This is a genomic window from Arthrobacter globiformis NBRC 12137, assembly GCF_000238915.1.
Lineage (GTDB): Bacteria > Actinomycetota > Actinomycetes > Actinomycetales > Micrococcaceae > Arthrobacter > Arthrobacter globiformis.
In genome coordinates this window covers 167,471-183,899 of the sequence record NZ_BAEG01000085.1, presented here as the reverse complement: position 1 = coordinate 183,899, position 16,429 = coordinate 167,471, and the positions used below count along the sequence as shown (strand labels likewise).

At 67.2% G+C, this 16,429-nt stretch carries 16 protein-coding genes; 7 read left to right on the top strand and 9 right to left on the bottom strand.

Features of this window, described 5'->3' with window-relative positions; all coding sequences use genetic code 11:
• Window positions 1-53: 53 nt before the first annotated feature.
• Window positions 54-845, bottom strand: a complete 792-nt coding sequence (locus ARGLB_RS17490) for a PspA/IM30 family protein (protein WP_003805035.1) — start codon at window positions 843-845, stop codon at window positions 54-56.
• 109 nt (window positions 846-954) lie between these two features.
• Entirely contained in the window at window positions 955-3,018 is a 2,064-nt protein-coding gene (locus tag ARGLB_RS17485; RefSeq protein WP_003805034.1) for a TPM domain-containing protein, read from the bottom strand.
• Between the two features lie 307 nt (window positions 3,019-3,325).
• Between ARGLB_RS17485 and ARGLB_RS17480 the strand changes: the two genes are divergently transcribed.
• The 4 genes from ARGLB_RS17480 (at window position 3,326) to ARGLB_RS17465 (ending at window position 7,828) form a co-directional block, all read left to right on the top strand.
• Window positions 3,326-5,008, top strand: coding sequence for a trypsin-like peptidase domain-containing protein (locus tag ARGLB_RS17480; protein WP_003805033.1), 1,683 nt, complete (start codon window positions 3,326-3,328; stop codon window positions 5,006-5,008).
• 267 nt (window positions 5,009-5,275) lie between these two features.
• Window positions 5,276-6,076: an electron transfer flavoprotein subunit beta/FixA family protein gene (locus ARGLB_RS17475; protein ID WP_003805032.1), complete on the top strand. Its 801-nt coding sequence runs from the start codon at window positions 5,276-5,278 to the stop codon at window positions 6,074-6,076.
• A 14-nt stretch (window positions 6,077-6,090) separates the two neighbouring features.
• Window positions 6,091-7,044 (top strand): electron transfer flavoprotein subunit alpha/FixB family protein, encoded by a 954-nt coding sequence (locus tag ARGLB_RS17470; protein WP_003805031.1) that lies wholly within the window; start codon window positions 6,091-6,093, stop codon window positions 7,042-7,044.
• 4 nt (window positions 7,045-7,048) lie between these two features.
• The gene (locus ARGLB_RS17465) at window positions 7,049-7,828 is read left to right on the top strand and encodes a PIG-L deacetylase family protein (RefSeq protein WP_003805030.1); all 780 of its coding nucleotides are present in this window, start codon (window positions 7,049-7,051) and stop codon (window positions 7,826-7,828) included.
• Here the strand turns inward: ARGLB_RS17465 and ARGLB_RS17460 are convergent.
• The 5 genes from ARGLB_RS17460 to ARGLB_RS17440 form a co-directional block, all read right to left on the bottom strand.
• Window positions 7,825-8,610 carry a MerR family transcriptional regulator gene (locus ARGLB_RS17460; RefSeq protein WP_003805029.1) on the bottom strand — a complete coding sequence of 262 codons (786 nt, stop codon included), beginning with the start codon at window positions 8,608-8,610 and terminating at the stop codon, window positions 7,825-7,827. The genes ARGLB_RS17465 and ARGLB_RS17460 overlap by 4 nt on opposite strands.
• Window positions 8,611-8,682: 72 nt before the next feature.
• The gene (locus ARGLB_RS17455) at window positions 8,683-9,564 is read right to left on the bottom strand and encodes an anti-sigma factor (RefSeq protein ID WP_003805028.1); all 882 of its coding nucleotides are present in this window, start codon (window positions 9,562-9,564) and stop codon (window positions 8,683-8,685) included.
• Between the two features lie 2 nt (window positions 9,565-9,566).
• Window positions 9,567-10,172, bottom strand: coding sequence for a sigma-70 family RNA polymerase sigma factor (locus ARGLB_RS17450; protein WP_043419592.1), 606 nt, complete (start codon window positions 10,170-10,172; stop codon window positions 9,567-9,569).
• 197 nt (window positions 10,173-10,369) lie between these two features.
• Entirely contained in the window at window positions 10,370-10,837 is a 468-nt protein-coding gene (locus ARGLB_RS17445; RefSeq protein ID WP_003805026.1) for a tRNA (cytidine(34)-2'-O)-methyltransferase, read from the bottom strand.
• Window positions 10,838-10,883: 46 nt separating this feature from the next.
• Window positions 10,884-11,828, bottom strand: coding sequence for a J domain-containing protein (locus ARGLB_RS17440; RefSeq protein ID WP_003805025.1), 945 nt, complete (start codon window positions 11,826-11,828; stop codon window positions 10,884-10,886).
• A 150-nt stretch (window positions 11,829-11,978) separates the two neighbouring features.
• Between ARGLB_RS17440 and ARGLB_RS17435 the strand changes: the two genes are divergently transcribed.
• Complete coding sequence (locus ARGLB_RS17435; RefSeq protein WP_050934399.1) at window positions 11,979-12,674, top strand: hypothetical protein; 696 nt, start codon at window positions 11,979-11,981, stop codon at window positions 12,672-12,674.
• Here the strand turns inward: ARGLB_RS17435 and ARGLB_RS17430 are convergent.
• Window positions 12,644-13,090, bottom strand: coding sequence for a Sec62 family protein translocation protein (locus tag ARGLB_RS17430; protein WP_003805022.1), 447 nt, complete (start codon window positions 13,088-13,090; stop codon window positions 12,644-12,646). The two genes, ARGLB_RS17435 and ARGLB_RS17430, sit on opposite strands and share 31 nt — an antisense overlap.
• Window positions 13,091-13,182: 92 nt before the next feature.
• Here ARGLB_RS17430 and ARGLB_RS17425 point away from each other — a divergent pair, with 92 nt between their 5' ends.
• Both ARGLB_RS17425 and ARGLB_RS17420 read left to right on the top strand, forming a co-directional pair.
• Window positions 13,183-13,872, top strand: a complete 690-nt coding sequence (locus ARGLB_RS17425) for a helix-turn-helix transcriptional regulator (protein WP_003805020.1) — start codon at window positions 13,183-13,185, stop codon at window positions 13,870-13,872.
• Window positions 13,873-13,961: 89 nt separating this feature from the next.
• Entirely contained in the window at window positions 13,962-15,191 is a 1,230-nt protein-coding gene (locus ARGLB_RS17420; protein WP_003805017.1) for a cysteine desulfurase family protein, read from the top strand.
• On the opposite strand, the gene ARGLB_RS17415 is transcribed toward ARGLB_RS17420, so the two are convergent.
• Entirely contained in the window at window positions 15,170-16,423 is a 1,254-nt protein-coding gene (locus ARGLB_RS17415; RefSeq protein WP_003805015.1) for an NAD(P)/FAD-dependent oxidoreductase, read from the bottom strand. The genes ARGLB_RS17420 and ARGLB_RS17415 overlap by 22 nt on opposite strands.
• Between the last annotated feature and the right edge of the window lie 6 nt (window positions 16,424-16,429).

The following is a 16,429-nucleotide window of genomic DNA, read 5'->3' as shown; positions in this document are numbered from 1 at the left end:
GGATCCCGGCCTCTACCGGTGACGCTGCCCGCGACTCCGGTTCAGTATGTGCCTTACAGCTTGTCGAAACCCGCCTCGTCCACCGTGGACGACGATGCCGGTGCCGCGGTGCCGCCGGCCCCGATGGCGGGCTTGGAGTTGCCTGACTTGAGCGCCGCAAGCCGGGCCTCGATCTCGGTCTGCTCGCCTAGGTCCTCGAGCTGGTTGAACTGCGCATCGAGGCTCGACGCGGCAAGTTCCTGCTGGCCGCGGACCTTGGCCTCTTCTCGACGGATCTTTTCTTCGAAGCGGCCCACCTCGCTGGTGGGATCCATGAAATCGATGCTCTTGAGCGCGTCGTGGACCTGCGACTGGGCGGCGGCCGTCTTGGACCGGGCCACGAGCTCGTTGCGCTTGCTGGTGAGCTGGTTCAGCTTCCCCTTCATCTGGTCCAGCCCGGTCTTGAGGCGGTCCACGACCTCGGTCTGGGAGGCGATGTTCGGCTCGGCGGCCTTCGCTTCGTTCTCCGACGACATCTGGCGCTGCAGGGCCACCTTGGCCAGGTTGTCGAATTTCTGGGCGTCGGCCGCATTGCCGCCCGCGCGGTACTCGTCGGCCTTGCGGGAGGCGGCCAGGGCTTTGTTGCCCCAGTCCTGCGCGTTCTTGATGTCCTCGTTGTAGTCGTCCTGAAGCATGCGCAGGTTGCCGATGGTCTGGGCCACCGCGGACTCGGCTTCGGCGATGTTGTTGGTGTAGTCCCGGACCATCTGGTCCAGCATCTTCTGCGGGTCCTCGGCCTGGTCCAGCAGCGAGTTGATGTTGGCCTTTGCCAGCTGCGCCATGCGGCCGAATATGGACTGCTTCATGGTGTTACCTTTCGTCCTGCTCAGTGTTTCCCACTGAATTCAGTGAACAGTTGATGTACCGCTTCTACCCGCCGGCCCAATCGAACGGGCCGGCGCTTAGTCTTGCTGGCTAGAAACTGCCCGAGTCCCCGCCGCCGAAGTCACCCCCGCCGAAGTCTCCTCCGCCGAAGTCACCGCCTGAGTCGCCGCCCCAGCCACCGCCATCGCTGTGGCCGCCGCCCCAGCCGCCGCCGCTGCCGCCGTTCAGGATGGAGTTGATGAGGATGCCGCCGAGGATGGCACCGCCGAGGCCGCCGCCTCCGCCGCCGCCGAACATGCCGCCGCGCCCGTACCCCTGGCCGTACCCCTGGTTGGCGTAGCCGAAGCTGTCGACGTCGGACTGGGCCAGCTGGGCCGCCTGGGCAGCCAGCGCATGCGCCTGCTGCGCGTAGGTCAGTGCAGTCACGGGGTCGTTGCGGGAGATGGACAGCGCGTAATCGAGGTTGCGCTGGGCTTCCGCCAGCCGGGTCCGCGCTTCCGTGCCGACGCCGCCGCGGCGGGCCGTGATGTAGTCCGAGGTGGCGCTGATCTGCGCCTGCGCCGACATGATGGTCTGCTGCAGTGAAGCCTGCGCCCTACGTGCCTGCTCCTGCTGGTCCCGGATCCCGCCCAGCGCCTGGTCGAGGGCCTGGTGCGCCGACTCGACCCGCTCGAGAGTGGCGATGGGATCAATCTTGCCGTTCTGAATTTCGCTCTTCACACGGGCGAGGGCCGCTTCGACGCCAGCTACTGGCCCCTCAAGCTCCGGGTGTGCGCCGGACTGGATCATAGCCCGTGCCTGCGCAAGGTCCTGGGACGTGTCCACAACGGCGGACTCCAGTCCCTCACGGGCCGAGTCCAGGTTGCCGGCGACCTTGGAGATAGCGTCCAGCAGCACGTTGGTCTGGTGCAGGCTCTCCTCTGCTGCCCGGACGGCCACCGCAGCGAGGCTTCCTTCTCCGGACGCGAGCTTTTCGCGGGCCGTGGCGCTGGCATTCTGCACGAAGGCAAGACGCTCTTTGGCCTGGGTGATGTTGTCCGAGATCTGTGCCAGGGCGGTATCCGCGTACTTGCCGCGCAGTTCCGCCAGGGTCTGGTCGGCCCGGGCGATCTTCGCATCGGCCTCGGCAGCGCCGGTGTCCACCGCGGCGAGAGCCTGCGGTGCATTCTTCTCGAGCTCGCGCAGCGAGTCGAAGTCCGCCTTCTGCTCCTGCAGGGAGGAAAGGGCAGCCTCCGACCTCCGGATGATTTCTCCGAGCCAGCTGCGCTGCTGTTCTTCGGTATCGGGGATGTGGTCGTCCAGCTGCTGCTGGAGCTTGAACGACTCGGACATGTGCGCCTTCGCCTCCTGGAGCGCCTTGGTGAAGTTGCCCACGGCCGCTTCCCCGTATTGCGCCTCGGCGAAGCCCAGTTCCTGCTCGCTCGACTTGATCGCGTCGTCTGCCTCAATCAGCAGGGAGCCGCTCTTCCTGCGCAGGTCTTCGATGCTCATTCCGGCCAGGGGATCGAGTTCGGCGCCCTGCGGGCCGTAGCTTGCGCTGGACGCCTGGCCGGCCTTCTTCCGCCTGTTGCGCAGGTAAAGATATGTGCCCGCGCCGCCGGCTGCGACGATTCCGGCGCCCACGAGGACGGCCGTGCCTGCGCCAGCACCGGAGGGGACGGTTCCGCTTCCGCCGTCCGCAGCGTCACCGATGGCGGCCGCGGTGTCAATGGCCGCCTGGGCAAAGTCCTTCTTGCCCGCACCGAGGTTGGCCGCGATGGCGTTCTGCGTGATGGTGGTCCGTTTGGGGTAGATTTCGCTGGAGCTATTGGGCGCGAAGTAGTATTTGCCCTGCTCGGTGGCGATGGCGAGGATCACGTCAGCGGGGCCCATGCCCTTTTGCTTTGCGACGGTATTACCCCAAGCGGCAGGGTCAGCCGGATTTTCAAACGACTTAACAGTGACCACGTACAGGTTGTACTTGTGGTCCTTGAGGAGCTTCTGGATGGATTCCTCAACTTCGCCCTTGCGGCCGCCGAGGACGTTCGCGTCGTCGACGATGTTTTGGCCGGAGGGGATGTTTACCGGATCCTCGGCCCAGGCTGCGGCGGCCGGAGCCACCAACATTCCAGTCAGGCCGATCACGGCGAGTACACGTTTCAACATTGACCGCATGGCAACCCTTCAGCACGCCGCGGCTGGTTCGGGACGAACAGCCGTCACAGAATGCAGCAGCGCCCCCACGCCGGGTGTAAAGCCGCAGGTCGCTGTGGCAATTCTTCTTGATTCTATGGTGCACCAGCAGGACCGTCCACGGCGGGGAATATGCCACCAGCGAAAAGCGCTGGAGACCTAAGTGGCCGTTGAGAACACCGGCAGTCACACCGTCACGGAGGGCATTCAGGAACCTCCCAGCAAACGTCCGTTTTAGTTTCAGTCCGATCGTCCATAGTTAATACAGACGCGGATGAAAGGAAGTCCAATGACTGAGCACCCAGTACCGGGCGCAGCACCTGAGAACCGAGATCCTTCAGGGCGCCCTGTTGATCCGACCCCTCGGCGTGAGCCCGATGAGGGTCTCCAGCCTTCTGCACACCAGGACGGCGAATTCCGCACCGGCGATGGTTCCGAGAACCCCACGGTACGCCTGGACTCCGGCAGCAACCCCACCCGGCCGTTGTACCGGCCGGCGCAGGACACAGACCACTCACGCGCTGGCCAGCCAAGCGAAGGGCAGCCCCGGGCAGGCCAGCCAGACGAAGGCCGGCCGTATGGCAGCCCCGCGGAGAGCCGCGATAACTTGCAGCAGCAGCGTACCGGCGGTCCGCACCCCGTTTACCCCCAGCACGCCCCCTTCTACGGGCAGCAGTCGGCGCCGGCTCCCCAGCCCGCCGGTGCCCAGTACTCCCCGCACAACACCCATCCCGCTTTCCAGGACAACCGGGCCAGCCAGCCCAAGCGCAAAGCGACGTTCGGCGTCGGCACGCTCGTTGCCAGCATCCTGGCCGCGGGGCTCGTGGGTGGCGGGGTTGCGACGGTGGGCTCCGGCAACCTGTTCGACGGCGGCGGCACCGCGCCGGCGGCCAGTTCCGGCAGCCAGCCCGGAACGGTGATCGTCAACAACCAGGACTCGGTCAACGAGATCACGGCCGCAGCCGTCAAGGCATCACCGAGCGTGGTGACCATCAAGGCCACCAGTGGCAGCGAGGGCGGCACCGGCTCCGGGATCATCCTCGACGACCAGGGCCACGTCCTCACCAACACCCACGTGGTGACGCTGGATGGCACCACCGCGAGCGCGGACATCCAAATTCGCACGAACGACGGCCGCGTTCTCTCCGCCAAGGTTGTTGGTACCGACCCGCTCTCCGACCTCGCGGTCATCAAGGTGGACAACCCGTCGGGCCTCACTCCGGCTGCGCTCGGTGATTCCAGCAAGCTGAACGTCGGGGACACGGCTGTTGCCATCGGTTCCCCGCTGGGCCTCACCGGCACCGTAACGGATGGCATCGTCTCCACGCTGAACAGGACCATCAGTGTCGCGTCCTCGGCGGCCCCGAAGGAGGGGACGGACAACTCCCAGGGCGGCGACCAGGGCTTCGAGTTCGCTCCTCCGGGCCAGGGGCAGAGCCAGAGCTCGGCCAGCAAGGGATCGATCGCCATCAACGTCATCCAGACCGATGCGGCGATCAACCCGGGCAACTCCGGTGGCGCGCTGGTGAACAACAAGGGAGAAGTGATCGGCATGAACGTCGCGATCGCCTCGGCCGGCGGCAGCTCCGCTGCAAGCGGAACAGGCAACATCGGCGTGGGCTTCAGCATCCCGATCAACAATGCAAAGCGCGTGGCCCAGGAAATCATCGACAACGGCAAGGCCACCCACGGCCAGCTTGGCGTGAGCGTGCAGGCGAAGTCGGCATCGGATGCCGGGTTCTCGACCGGAGCCGACGTGGCCTCGGTGGAGCAGGGCTCGGCGGCGGCGAAGGCCGGGATCAAGGTGGGCGACGTGGTGACGCGCTTCAATGACCTGGCCATCAGTGACCCGAACCAGCTGACGGCAGCTGTCCGTGAGCAGCCCGCCGGCTCCTCGGTGAAGATCACGGTCCTGCGCAACGGCCGCGAGCAGCAGCTGGACGTCACGCTCGGCGCTGCAGCAGAGCAGTAGGCAGCCGCACAGCAGGAACTGCGCACAGTACGACGGCGGGCCGCACCTCTTGAGTTCCAGGGAGGTGCGGCCCGCCGTCGTCGTTCCTGCCGTTGGCTCAGCCCGTTGACTCAGGGCCTTTGACACAGGCGTTAACGGGACGTCATATGACGGGCCCAATATGGTTAGCTAGGAGCTACCCGTATCCCGGGCGTTCCACGGCCATGACCTCACCCGGCTGGCTATCCACAAGCACGGAAGGCTGCTGTAAATACAGTGGAAGAGACATTGAAGATCGTCGTCCTGGTCAAGCATGTGCCGGACGCCCAGTTCGACCGGCACCTCAGCGGCGAGGGCCACACCACGGACCGCGACGAAAGCATCCTGTCCGAACTGGATGAGTACGCCCTCGAGGCTGCGCTGCAGCTTGCCGAAGCGCGCGGGGGTGCCAAGGCCGGCAACAAAGTGATCGCGTTGAGCATGGGACCTGCCGGTGCCGTGAATGCCATCAAGAAGTCCCTGCAGATCGGCGCCACCGAGGGCGTGCACCTCACCGACGCCGCGCTGGCAGGCTCGGACGCAGCGGCAACCTCCCTGGCGCTCGCAGCGGCAGTCCGCCACCTCGGCGCCGACAGCCCGGTGGACCTCGTGCTGACCGGCATGGCCTCCACAGACGGCGAGACGTCCCTGGTGCCCGCGCAGCTCGCGGAGCGTCTGGGTCTTCCGCAGGTTACCTTCGCCTCCTCCCTGGACGTGGACGGCGGACGTGTCTCGGCGCGCCGTGATGCTGACACCCACTCGGAGACGGTTGAGGCGTCCCTGCCCGCGGTGGTTTCCGTGACCGACCAGATCAACGAACCGCGCTACCCCAACTTCAAGGGCATCATCGCGGCCAAGCGCAAGAGCATCACCACTCTTTCCCTGGCTGACATCGGGGTCGATTCCTCCCAGGTGGGCCACTCCGGATCCTGGACGCGCGTGACGGCCGCCGAGGAACGCCCGCCGCGCACTGCCGGCACCATCATCACGGACGAAGGCGACGCCGGCATCAAGCTGGTTGACTTCCTGGCCGCCCAGAAGCTGCTCTAAGAGGACTCCACAACATGGCAAACGTACTGGTATTCATTGACAACCCCGGGCAGGCTCTGAAGAAGAGCAGCCTGGAACTCCTCACCATCGCCCGCTCCCTCGGGGAAACCGCTGTGGCAGTCAACGGCGAACTGTCCGACGACGTCGCCGGCACCCTGGGTGCCTACGGTGCGGCCACCGTCTTCCGGCCGTCCGCAGCGGACCTCGACGACTACCTCGTCGCGCCGAAGGCCGCCTTCCTGGCCACCGTGGCGGACAAGTCAGGCGCCACCACAGTCCTGCTCGAGAACTCGCCCGAGGGCAAGGAAATCGCGGCGCGGCTCGGCATCCGGCTGAGCGCGGGCGTCATCACCGACGTCGTCGCGATCGACGCCGACGGCACCGCCCACAAGTCGGTGCTCGCCGGTTCGTACACCACGACGGCGAAGGCCACCACCGCGGTCACCGTGCTGTCCGTGAAGGCCAACACCGTGGACCCCGAGCCTGCGACCGCTCCCGGCACACCGGAAACCGTGACCGTTGACGCTCCTGCCGACGCCACGGCCGCGGCAGCCCGCATCACCTCCCGGGAACAGAAGGTCGCCAGTGGCCGCCCCGACCTCACCGACGCGCGCATCGTCGTGGCCGGCGGACGCGGCCTCGACGGCGACTTCGGCCCCGTGGAAGAGCTGGCGGATGCACTGGGCGCGGCCGTGGGCGCCTCCCGCGCGGCAACGGACGCCGGCTGGATCAGCCACGACGCCCAGGTCGGCCAGACCGGCAAGACCGTCTCGCCGCAGCTCTACATTTCCGCCGGCATCTCCGGCGCCATCCAGCAGAAGGCCGGCATGCAGACCGCCAAGGTCATCGTCGCCGTGAACAAGGACGCCGAATCGCCGGTGTTCGAAATCGCGGACTTCGGCATCGTCGGCGACCTCTTCCAGGTGCTCCCGCAGGCTACTGAAGAAATCAAGAAGCGCAAGGGCTGAATCGTTGACCCCAAACGCTGCACCAGCGCAGAGCCCGTTCAATCCGGAACAGCACCGGATTGAGCGGGTGCTCTGTTTCTCAGCCCATCCCGACGACGTCGATTTCGGCGCCGCCGGCACCATCGCCGCGTGGACGGCGGCCGGCGTCGAGGTCAGCTACTGCATCATGACCGACGGCGACGCCGGCGGCTTCGACCCGGCGCAGCGCGCCGAAATCATCGCCCTCAGGGCGGCCGAGCAGGAACGGGCCGCGGCCCTCGTCGGCGTCACGGATATCCACTACCTGCACCAGCGGGACGGGTACCTTGAGCCGAACCACGAGGTGATGCGCGGAGTGGTGAAGCTGATCCGCGAAGTCCGGCCCGACGTCGTGCTTTCCATGCATCCGGAGCGTAACTGGAAGCGCATCCAGAAAAGCCATCCGGACCATCTGGCGGTGGGGGAGGCCGTGACCCGTGCCGTTTACCCGGCGGTGGAAAACCCCTTCGCGTACCCGGACCTCGCCGAGGCGGGCCTCGAGGCCTTCAAGCTTCCGTGGCTGTGGCTTTACGCCGGTCCGGAGGAACGGGAAAACCACTTCGTGGACGTCACGGAGCATGTGGAGAGCAAGCTCGAGGCCATCCACGTGCACGTCAGCCAGCACCCCGACGCAGAGGCCATGGAGGCTACCGTGCGGCGCGGCATGCAGGCAAACGCCGGACGTGCGGGACTGCCCGACGGCCGGAGCGCAGAGGCCTTCCACGTGGTCATGGTCAATGGTCCGGGGACCATCGCCGGTTTCTAGGCTGTGCTTTGGCCTCCGGCCGCGCTGAGCCGGGACGCCGCGTAGACCGTGATCCCCTCCAGAAGGTAGGAGGCGAGGCCTGCGCGGCTCTTGTCGTAGAACGCGGTGAACCGCGGGTCCTCGACGTACATCCGGCCCAGGCCGACGTAGCTGTCCGCGTTCGGCGTCCAGCTGACGCAGATCCACCGGTAATGGCGTTCGACGGCGGCCTGCACCCGGGCGTCGTCCGCCGGCAAGCCGGCGTCCACGCATCGGGCCAGCTCTTCGTTGATCGCCCCGGCTTCGGCCATGAAGGCCTGCTTGTCGGCAGCGCTCAGCGCTGCGTGCCGCGCCTTGCTGTCCGCAACGGCCTGGTCGCCCCACCTCTGGCGGGCCTCCTCCTCGTACGGGTTGGTGTCGAAATCCTTGAAAATTTCCTCGCCTGACATGGCGTCTCCTTGCTGCAGTGCCGATATGGTTGCCCCCACGGTCCGGGCCATCCGGTCCAGGCGGTCGCGCTCTGCCAGCAGCCACTTCCGGTGCACGCTCAGCGCATCCAGCTGGTCTGCCTGGCCGTCCAGGACCTGGCCTATGGTTCCAAGGCCCAGGCCAAGTTCACGGAGAAGCAGGATCCGCTGAAGACGCAGCAACTCAGGCTGCGTGTAGTAGCGGTAGCCGTTGTGCCCGGTGTAGGCAGGCGGCAGCAGTCCCACCTGGTCGTAGTGCCTGAGGGTCCTTGAGGAGACCCTGCTCAGCTTCGCCAGTTCGGCAATGGACCAGCTCCGGAGTTCTTCCTGCTTCATGCCTCCAGCGTAGAAGTTGACGCAACGTCAACGTCAAGCCTGCATCAGGCGGCCCGGTTCAGGCACTGGGTGTCAGGTGTTCAGCGGTGCGGCAGCCACGGTAGGAAGGGTCGGCGTAGCCGATCCGCCGGCAGGCTCAACCGTGATGCCGAGCGCAGCGGCCGAGCCGATGCCCTTGACCAGGGCCGGCTTCGACAACGCCTCTGCATCCATCAGTCCCTGAGAGACGGGAGTGGAGCCATCCTTGGGAATCAGCCACATCTGGTACACCTTGCCCGCGGGCGGTGGCGGCACATCCTTCATCCGCACCACCAGCGCATCATGCGACGGCGAGATCGAAACCGTCGCCGTGCCTCCGCCGTTGACGTCGACAGTCGCCTGGCGCGCGTCTTGCGCCTCGATAACCTGGTTGAACGGATCGTTCTGGTTGGCCACATAGGCGCCGATGCCCACACCGCCGAGCGCGATCACGGCAGCAGCCGCAACCCCGATCAGCCAGTTCCGAAGGCCGGCCGGCCGGCGTCGTACGTCACGGCGCTGGCGCGCAGCGGAAAGTTCGTCGCCAGCGGGGGCCGGCTCCGCCGTCGGCACGGCTGCCGGCGCGGCGGGCCCCTCCGCGGCGGCTTCCCTCCTGGGGGCCTGTGCCCTGGCCGGCTGCTCGGGAAGCTGCGCAACGATCCTGGCGAACAGGTCCGCAGGCGGCTCCTCCTCGGCCGTAAAGGACATTGCCAGCGTCTCCCTGGCCTGGCGGACGCGTTCGTTGAAGGAGGCGCGTTCAGCCTCGGGAGCGCCGCCGACGTAGGTGTCGATGGCTTCCCGCTCGGCGTCGCTGATGGCGTCCAGAGCGTAAATCTCGGCGAGTTCAACCGCCCGGCCGGCCGCAAGGTCGGTGGGAATGTCGGCGGCAAACGCCCGGGGCAGCTGGCGCCCGCGGGAATCATTCGTATCGGTCATGGTCAGCTCACCCCCAGGCAGGACTTGAGTCGGATCAGTCCGTCGCGGATGCGGGACTTGATGGTCGGAATGGCCGCGTTCAGCTTTTCAGCCACTTCGCGGTAGGTGAGGCCGCCGTAGTAGGCAAGCCGAACAGATTCCTGCTGCGTCTCGGTCAGGGTCTCCAGGCAGCGAACCACGGCTTCGGCCTCGAGCCGGCTGTCCACCTGGTCCGACACCGAGTCATGGTCGATGTCCTGGCTGCTGGCGCCGTATCTCGCCTCACGCTCGGTGGCGGACTGCGATGAGCGGACCCTGTCCACGGCCCGGCGATGCGAGATGGTCATGAGCCAGGCCAGGGGACTGCCGCTGCCCGGATCGAACTTCGCGGCGTTCTGCCAGACCTGCAGGAAGACCTCCTGCACGGTGTCCTCGCTGAGCTCCGGATCGATCAGCACCCGGCGCGCCATGCCGAACACCCGCCGCGACGTCAGCCGGTAGAACTCGGCGAAGGACGCCTGGTCGCCGTCGGCTATCCGCTCCAGCAGCTGTGCCAGCTGCTGGTTAAGGTCGACGGCGGTGCCGGGCGGCGCGGTGGCGTCAAAGTTCGGCGCGTTGGGAGTATCCATCACCCTCAAGCATAGGTCGCCTGCCGGCAGGCGCTGCACACCGTTTCCGGCCTCGGCAGCATCGTGCCGGGCAAAACGGAATACAGTGTTACCCGGCCTTTGTGTTGTCACCTGCCGCTCCTTACGCCCGTGGATGTGTGCTCAGGGGTGATTCGGTGCGGGAGGGGCTTCGGATGGGTGCCTGTGCAGCCGGGCTTTCACAGCTGTGCGCCGGTGAAACCCTGCTGCCGCCAGGCCTCGTAAACGGCGATGGATGCCGCGTTGGCCAGGTTCAGCGACCGCAGTGAGGGCAGCATGGGCAGGCGGACCCGGGACGTGACATGGGGATCGCGCTTCAGGTCGTCCGGCAGGCCCACGGACTCCGGGCCGAACATCAGGACATCACCGGGCCGGTAGGCGATGTCGGTATAGGACACCTCGCCGTCAGAGGTGAAGGCGAAGACTCGCTCGGGCTGCAGTGCCTCCCAGGCCGCCTCGATGTTGGGGTGGACTGTCACCACCGCCAGGTCGTGATAGTCCAGGCCGGCGCGGCGGAGCTTGGCATCTGAAAAGTCGAAGCCCAACGGCTCCACGAGGTGGAGTTCGGCGCCGGTGATGGCGGCGAGACGGATGGCGTTGCCCGTATTGCCGGGAATTTCAGGCGTGTGGAAGAGGATGCGGAACACCGTTCCATCCTAGCGTCGGCACAACCGCCGCCCTTCCGGCGTGACCTCAGTGCATGCCCCTCAGCAGTCGCGCGAGCACCGGGACGTTGACGGTGTTCGGCGCCGGACCGGAGGACAGGAAATCCTTGAGCCCGCGGGCCAGGCCGGCGGCATTGACCACCTGGATAATATCCGAGCCGTCCCGGGAGCGGCGGTGGCGGTCGATGACGGGTTCGTGGAGGTTTCCGTCCGGGCTGTGGACCACTGTCCACCCGGTCACGTTAAGTTCGGGAAAGATGTCCTGCATCCGCCGGACCACCGGGGCCAGCTGCGGCGGGGCAATCGACCGGCCGCCGTGGTTCAGCGTGTTCCCGTCCCACGCATACGCACCCTTGGGCAGCAGCATGGAGCCGATCAGGGCAAGCCGGTAGCCCGAGAGCAGCGCATGGTCAATGTGGCTGTTGTCCGCCGGGGACTGCAGGCCATTGATCAGCCGCGCCGCAGGGATGGCCGGCAGGACCTGCCTGCTGATCAGCTGGACTGTGCGCAGCTCCCGCTGGATCCTGGCTTCAGCACCAAAAATGCCCCGCTTTCTCGGCATGCCGTGGACCTGCTGGCCGGCCAGCTCCGGCGGCAGGAGCGGTACGGCGCCGGGCGTGTCGAAAGGCGGCACGTAGACGGGGGCGTCGGCTGACGTGTTCCGGGGCGTTCCCGGCTTGTGGATCGTCGCGGAGGCGTGGCTGCCGGCAGCAGGGGCGTCGAAGTGCGCCTCGTCGCCCTCTGCGCGGCCCCAGCGCGGTCCGGTCGCGTAGGAGCGGTCGTAGGCGGCCCGCCGCCGGGGGTCGATGAGCGTTTCATATGCAAGGGTCACCTGACGGAACGTCGCGGCGTCGCCTCCATGGTCGGGATGCGAAGCGCGGGCAGCCTTGCGGTAGGCCACCTTGATCTCCCTCTCGGTCGCGGTCACCGCCACGCGGAGCACTTCGTAGTGGGAACTGCTGCCCTTGGTCAAGCACGGTCCTTAAGTCGTTGTTGCCGGCGTGCATGCGCGGCCCGGTGTGCCAAGCATATAAGCCGGTCTTGACGGTCTTGACGGAACAACGACCGCAGCAGGGGTGCCGGTTCCCGCCGGTGATAACGCGGGGCGTCTAGACTTTTCGGAATGGGAGTTCGGACAGGTCGCGGTGGTGCCCGCCTTGCAGGCGTGGTGGTGGCTGCCGGCGCGGCTGTTGCCCTTGTCGGCGGCTGCAGCGTCGGTGTTCCCGATCCCGCCGCCCCGAGCATCCCGCCGGTCACCAGTGGACCTGGCACGCCTACCATCACGCCCGGACACGATGCGGACGCGGTGGCTTCCCGCGACATGCCCTTCTCGGCAGGGGCCACGCTGGCGCACGGTGTTCCCGTCGGGTTGTCCGAGGACCTGGCCGAAGCACCGCAGTGGAAGCAGGTGGTCGGCAACGCGGGCGGCGCAAGCCGCTATCAAAAGTCGGACGGCTGCCAGGCGGCGGCGGAGGTGCGACATAACCAGTGGCCCCTGGTGGCGGCTGATGACAGGGAATCGACCGCCGCGCTGTTTGCGTATCTGGACCCCACCATCCTGCCCGCCTATCTGAAGCCCGCATCGCTGCGCTGGGGCGGGGAACGGGACAAACCCGGACCGGCCGTGGATGTCCTGGTCCTGGAACGTGCCGCCAAACCGGCAGGCCAGAAAGCCGGCAGGGCCACCGCGGTGCTGGCCCGGGTTTTCGGAACGGCCGGCTCATCCGTGTACGTGTCGGTGTCGTGCCCGACGGCGGCGGCGCTCGCCGCCGCCCGGGCAGACATTGCTCAGTGGCTGACGGTGGTTCCGCCGGGCTGATGAGGTGCTGCGGCGGTGGCCAGCCGGTTGAGGGCCAGCGCACCCACGAACAGCCCGAAATCGCGCAGTGCGACGTCGTAGAAGGCCCCGAGGATGATCAGGTTCCCGATGATCCCCAGGAGCCATGCAGCCACCACCAGCGAACCGATCCGCGGCCGGAGGGCCACCAGGACTCCGGCGATTATCTCGATCACGCCGACGGCATACATTACCGTCTGCGCGGGCAGATGCAATGTTGCCGGAACCACGGGTGCGAGGTAGCCGGTCCACTCGGTCAGGAGGTTGGTGAACTTGTCCAGGCCGAACAGGATGGGCGCCACGGTAAAGACGGTGCGCAGGAGCACGAACGCCTGGCGGGCGGGATCAGCCGCCAGCGTGTGCAGGCTCGCGGGCTCCTTCAGTGCTGTGCTTTTCATGGGGAACTCCCTTCTAAAAGTAGATAAGTTAATTTTAGAACCGGCAATCCTTCTTTAGCAACAGATCTTGATTTTAGAGTTACGCTGGACGCATGAGCCGACCAGCCGAGAACCGTGAATCCAAGTCCGCCCTGTCGTGGACCGGCCGCCTGGCCGCGCTGGCCTCGCTGGGTGACGCCGGCAGGCGGCGCCTTTTTGAATACGTCGCCGGGCAGCCGTCGGCCGTGGGGCGGGACGACGCTGCGGCTGCGCTGGACATGCCCCGATCCACAGCGTCCTTCCACCTGGACAGACTGGTCCGCGACGGGCTGCTCGCCGTCGAGTTCCGCAAGCTCGGCGGAAAGGCCGGCCCGGGGTCAGGCCGTCCGGCGAAGCTCTACCGCCCGGCGCTGGAAGAAGTGGGTGCGTCGGTTCCGGACCGGAGCTACGACCTGGCCGGAGAGCTGATGGCCACCGCGATTGAATCCGCAATGACCGGCGGGGGAGGGGTGCGCGAGGCACTGACTGAGGCGTCCTACTCCCGGGGCCGTTCGCTGGGCGGGAACGGCGAATCCCTCGACGATCTGCTCGGCGGCGTCGGCTATATGCCGGAGAGGGACGCCGAAGGCGGAATCATCCTGATGAACTGTCCTTTCCACCGGCTCGCCGATGGGCATGCGGATGTGGTGTGTGCCATGAACGGGGCTTTCCTGAGTGGTGCCGCCGCTGCCTGCGGAGTGCCTGAGGAGAAAGTGGAGGAGGACCGGGCGGTCGGGCGCTGCTGCGCCAGGATCAGGCCCTGAGTGCCGCTGAAAAACCCCGCGGTGTCCGGCATCCTGCCGGCTCCCGATATTCTGCGGCGTCCAGAATTAGCGGCGTCTAGAATTTAAGCGTGCCTGTTTACCTGGACCATGCCGCCACAACACCCATCGCCGCCGAAGCCCTGGCCGCACTGACGCGGGAGCTGTCCCGGACCGGAAACCCCTCGTCCCTCCATGGCTCCGGCCGCCGGGCACGGCGCTCGGTGGAGGACGCGCGGGAAACCCTTGCCAACGCGGCAGGCGCCCATCCATCGGAAGTCATCTTCACCTCCGGCGGCACCGAAGCCGACAACCTGGCCGTCAAGGGCCTCTACTGGTCCCGGCTGGCGGAAAACCCGCGCCGGCGCCGGATCCTGTGCTCCGCCGTCGAACACCATGCCGTGCAGGACACCGTGGAGTGGCTGGAGCGCCACGAAGGGGCGGAAATTGCGTGGCTGCCCGTCAACCGGGACGGCGTGCTGGACCTCGAAGCGCTGCAGGCGGAACTGCAACGTGAGCCCGATTCCATTGCCCTGGTGACGGTCATGTGGGCCAACAACGAGGTGGGGAGCATCCAGCCTGTCCATCGGGTAGTGGAGCTCGCGCACGCCGCCGGCGTCCCGGTGCATTCCGACGCCGTGCAGGCGTTTGGCTCCGTCCCCGTGGATTTCCGGGCATCAGGGCTGGATGCGATGTCCATCTCAGGCCACAAGATCGGCGGGCCGGTCGGCGTCGGTGCGCTCATTCTTGGGCGGTCGGTGAAGCTCACGCCGGTGCAGCACGGCGGCGGCCAGGAGCGCGACGTCCGCTCAGGGACGCTCGACACCGCATCCATAGCGGCCTTCGCCGCCGCTGCTGACTCCGCCGCCAAGAACCTTGAGGCCGAGGCGGCGCGGATTTCCGGGCTGCGCGACCGGCTCATCGCCGGGGTCCGCGACGCTGTTCCGGCTGCGGTGTTGCGCGGTCCGGAGGGGGAAGGGCGGCTGCCCGGCAACGCCCATTTCACGTTCCCTGGCTGCGAGGGTGACTCCCTGCTGTTCCTCCTGGACCTCGCCGGGGTCGAGTCGTCCACCGGCTCCGCCTGCACGGCAGGTGTCCCGCGTCCGTCGCACGTCCTTCTTGCCATGGGCCTGGACGAGGAGACCGCGCGTGGTGCGCAGCGCTTCACCCTGGGGCATCCGTCGACGGACGCGGACGTGGACGCACTCCTGGCTGCCCTGCCCGGCGCCTATGCCCGGGCACGGCAGGCCGGAATGGCCGGACACGAATCCTCCATTCAGACGGCCGCCACCGTTGCCCGTCAGGGCTCCGGCATCAGCTGATCGAGTGGAACCGCCTTGTCGCCCAGGCGCTCGGCAGTCACCTCGGCCCGTGCGGAGATCAGTGCCTTGATGACCTTCTGGGCGCTCGGTTTAACGGACCGCGGCCAGTTGACGCTCATGCCCGCCACAACGCGCCCGTCCTGCTGCCAGAACGCCACGAACTCCTTGCTGTCGAGCGAGCCGCGGATGAGCGGAGCCCCCTTTGCTGCGAGGGACGGGAAGCCCGAGTACTCCATGCTGACGTCGAACTGGTCGGTGTAGAAATAGGGCACCACGTCCAGGGCAGCGTCCTGGCCGAGCATGGCCTTGGCCGCCACCTTGCCGCCGCTGAGCGCATTGGACCAGTGCTCGCTGCGGTGGTGCTCGCCCGTGAAAGGATGCAGCGCGTTGGCGGCGTCGCCGGCGGCAAAAATATCCGGTGCGCTGGTGCGCAGGGAAGCGTCGGTGAGGATGCCGTTGCGGACCTCCAGCCCGGCAGCGGCGGCAAGTGCCGTTTCCGGAACCACGCCCACGGCGATGATCACGATGTCCGCGGGCAGAAGCTCGCCGGAGTCGGTCACCACGCCGGTCACCTTTCCGTTTTGTCCGGTGATCTCCGCGGCGGAGGCGGGAAGCCGGAAGCGGACTCCGTTGTCCTCGTGCAGCGTGCGGAAGAAGCTGCCAAGCTCCGGGCCGATCGCCGCCGCGAGCGGGATGTCCTCGAGCCCTAGCAGTGTGACCTGGTTGCCGTAGGTGCTTGCGGCCGCGGCCAGTTCCATCCCGATCCACCCCGAGCCGATGAGCACCACCTTCCGGCCGCCGGGCGCCAGCTGTTCCCGCAGGCGGCGGCTGTCATCGAGCGTGCGGAAGGTGCTGGCGCCCTCCAGGTCCGCGCCGCTCAACAGCAGCGTTCTAGGCGTTGCGCCCGGCGCCAGCAGCAGTGCCCCATAACTCTGGACTGTGCCATCTGCGAAGCGGACATTGTGTGCCCCGGGATCAACCGATGCAACCGGGTTGTCCAGCAGGAGGCTGACGTTGTTGTCGGCGTACCAGCTTTCCGGCACCACCTCGACGGCGTCCTCCCCGGCCTTGCCGAGCAGGTATTCCTTCGACAGCGGCGGCCGGAGATAGGGAGGGTGCGGCTCGGCGCCCGCGATGGTGATGTTCCCGGCGTACCCTTCGGCGCGCAGGGTGCGGGCCGCCGTCGCTCCGGCCAGCCCGGCGCCGGCGATGACAATGCTTTCAGGGGTCATGGCGCT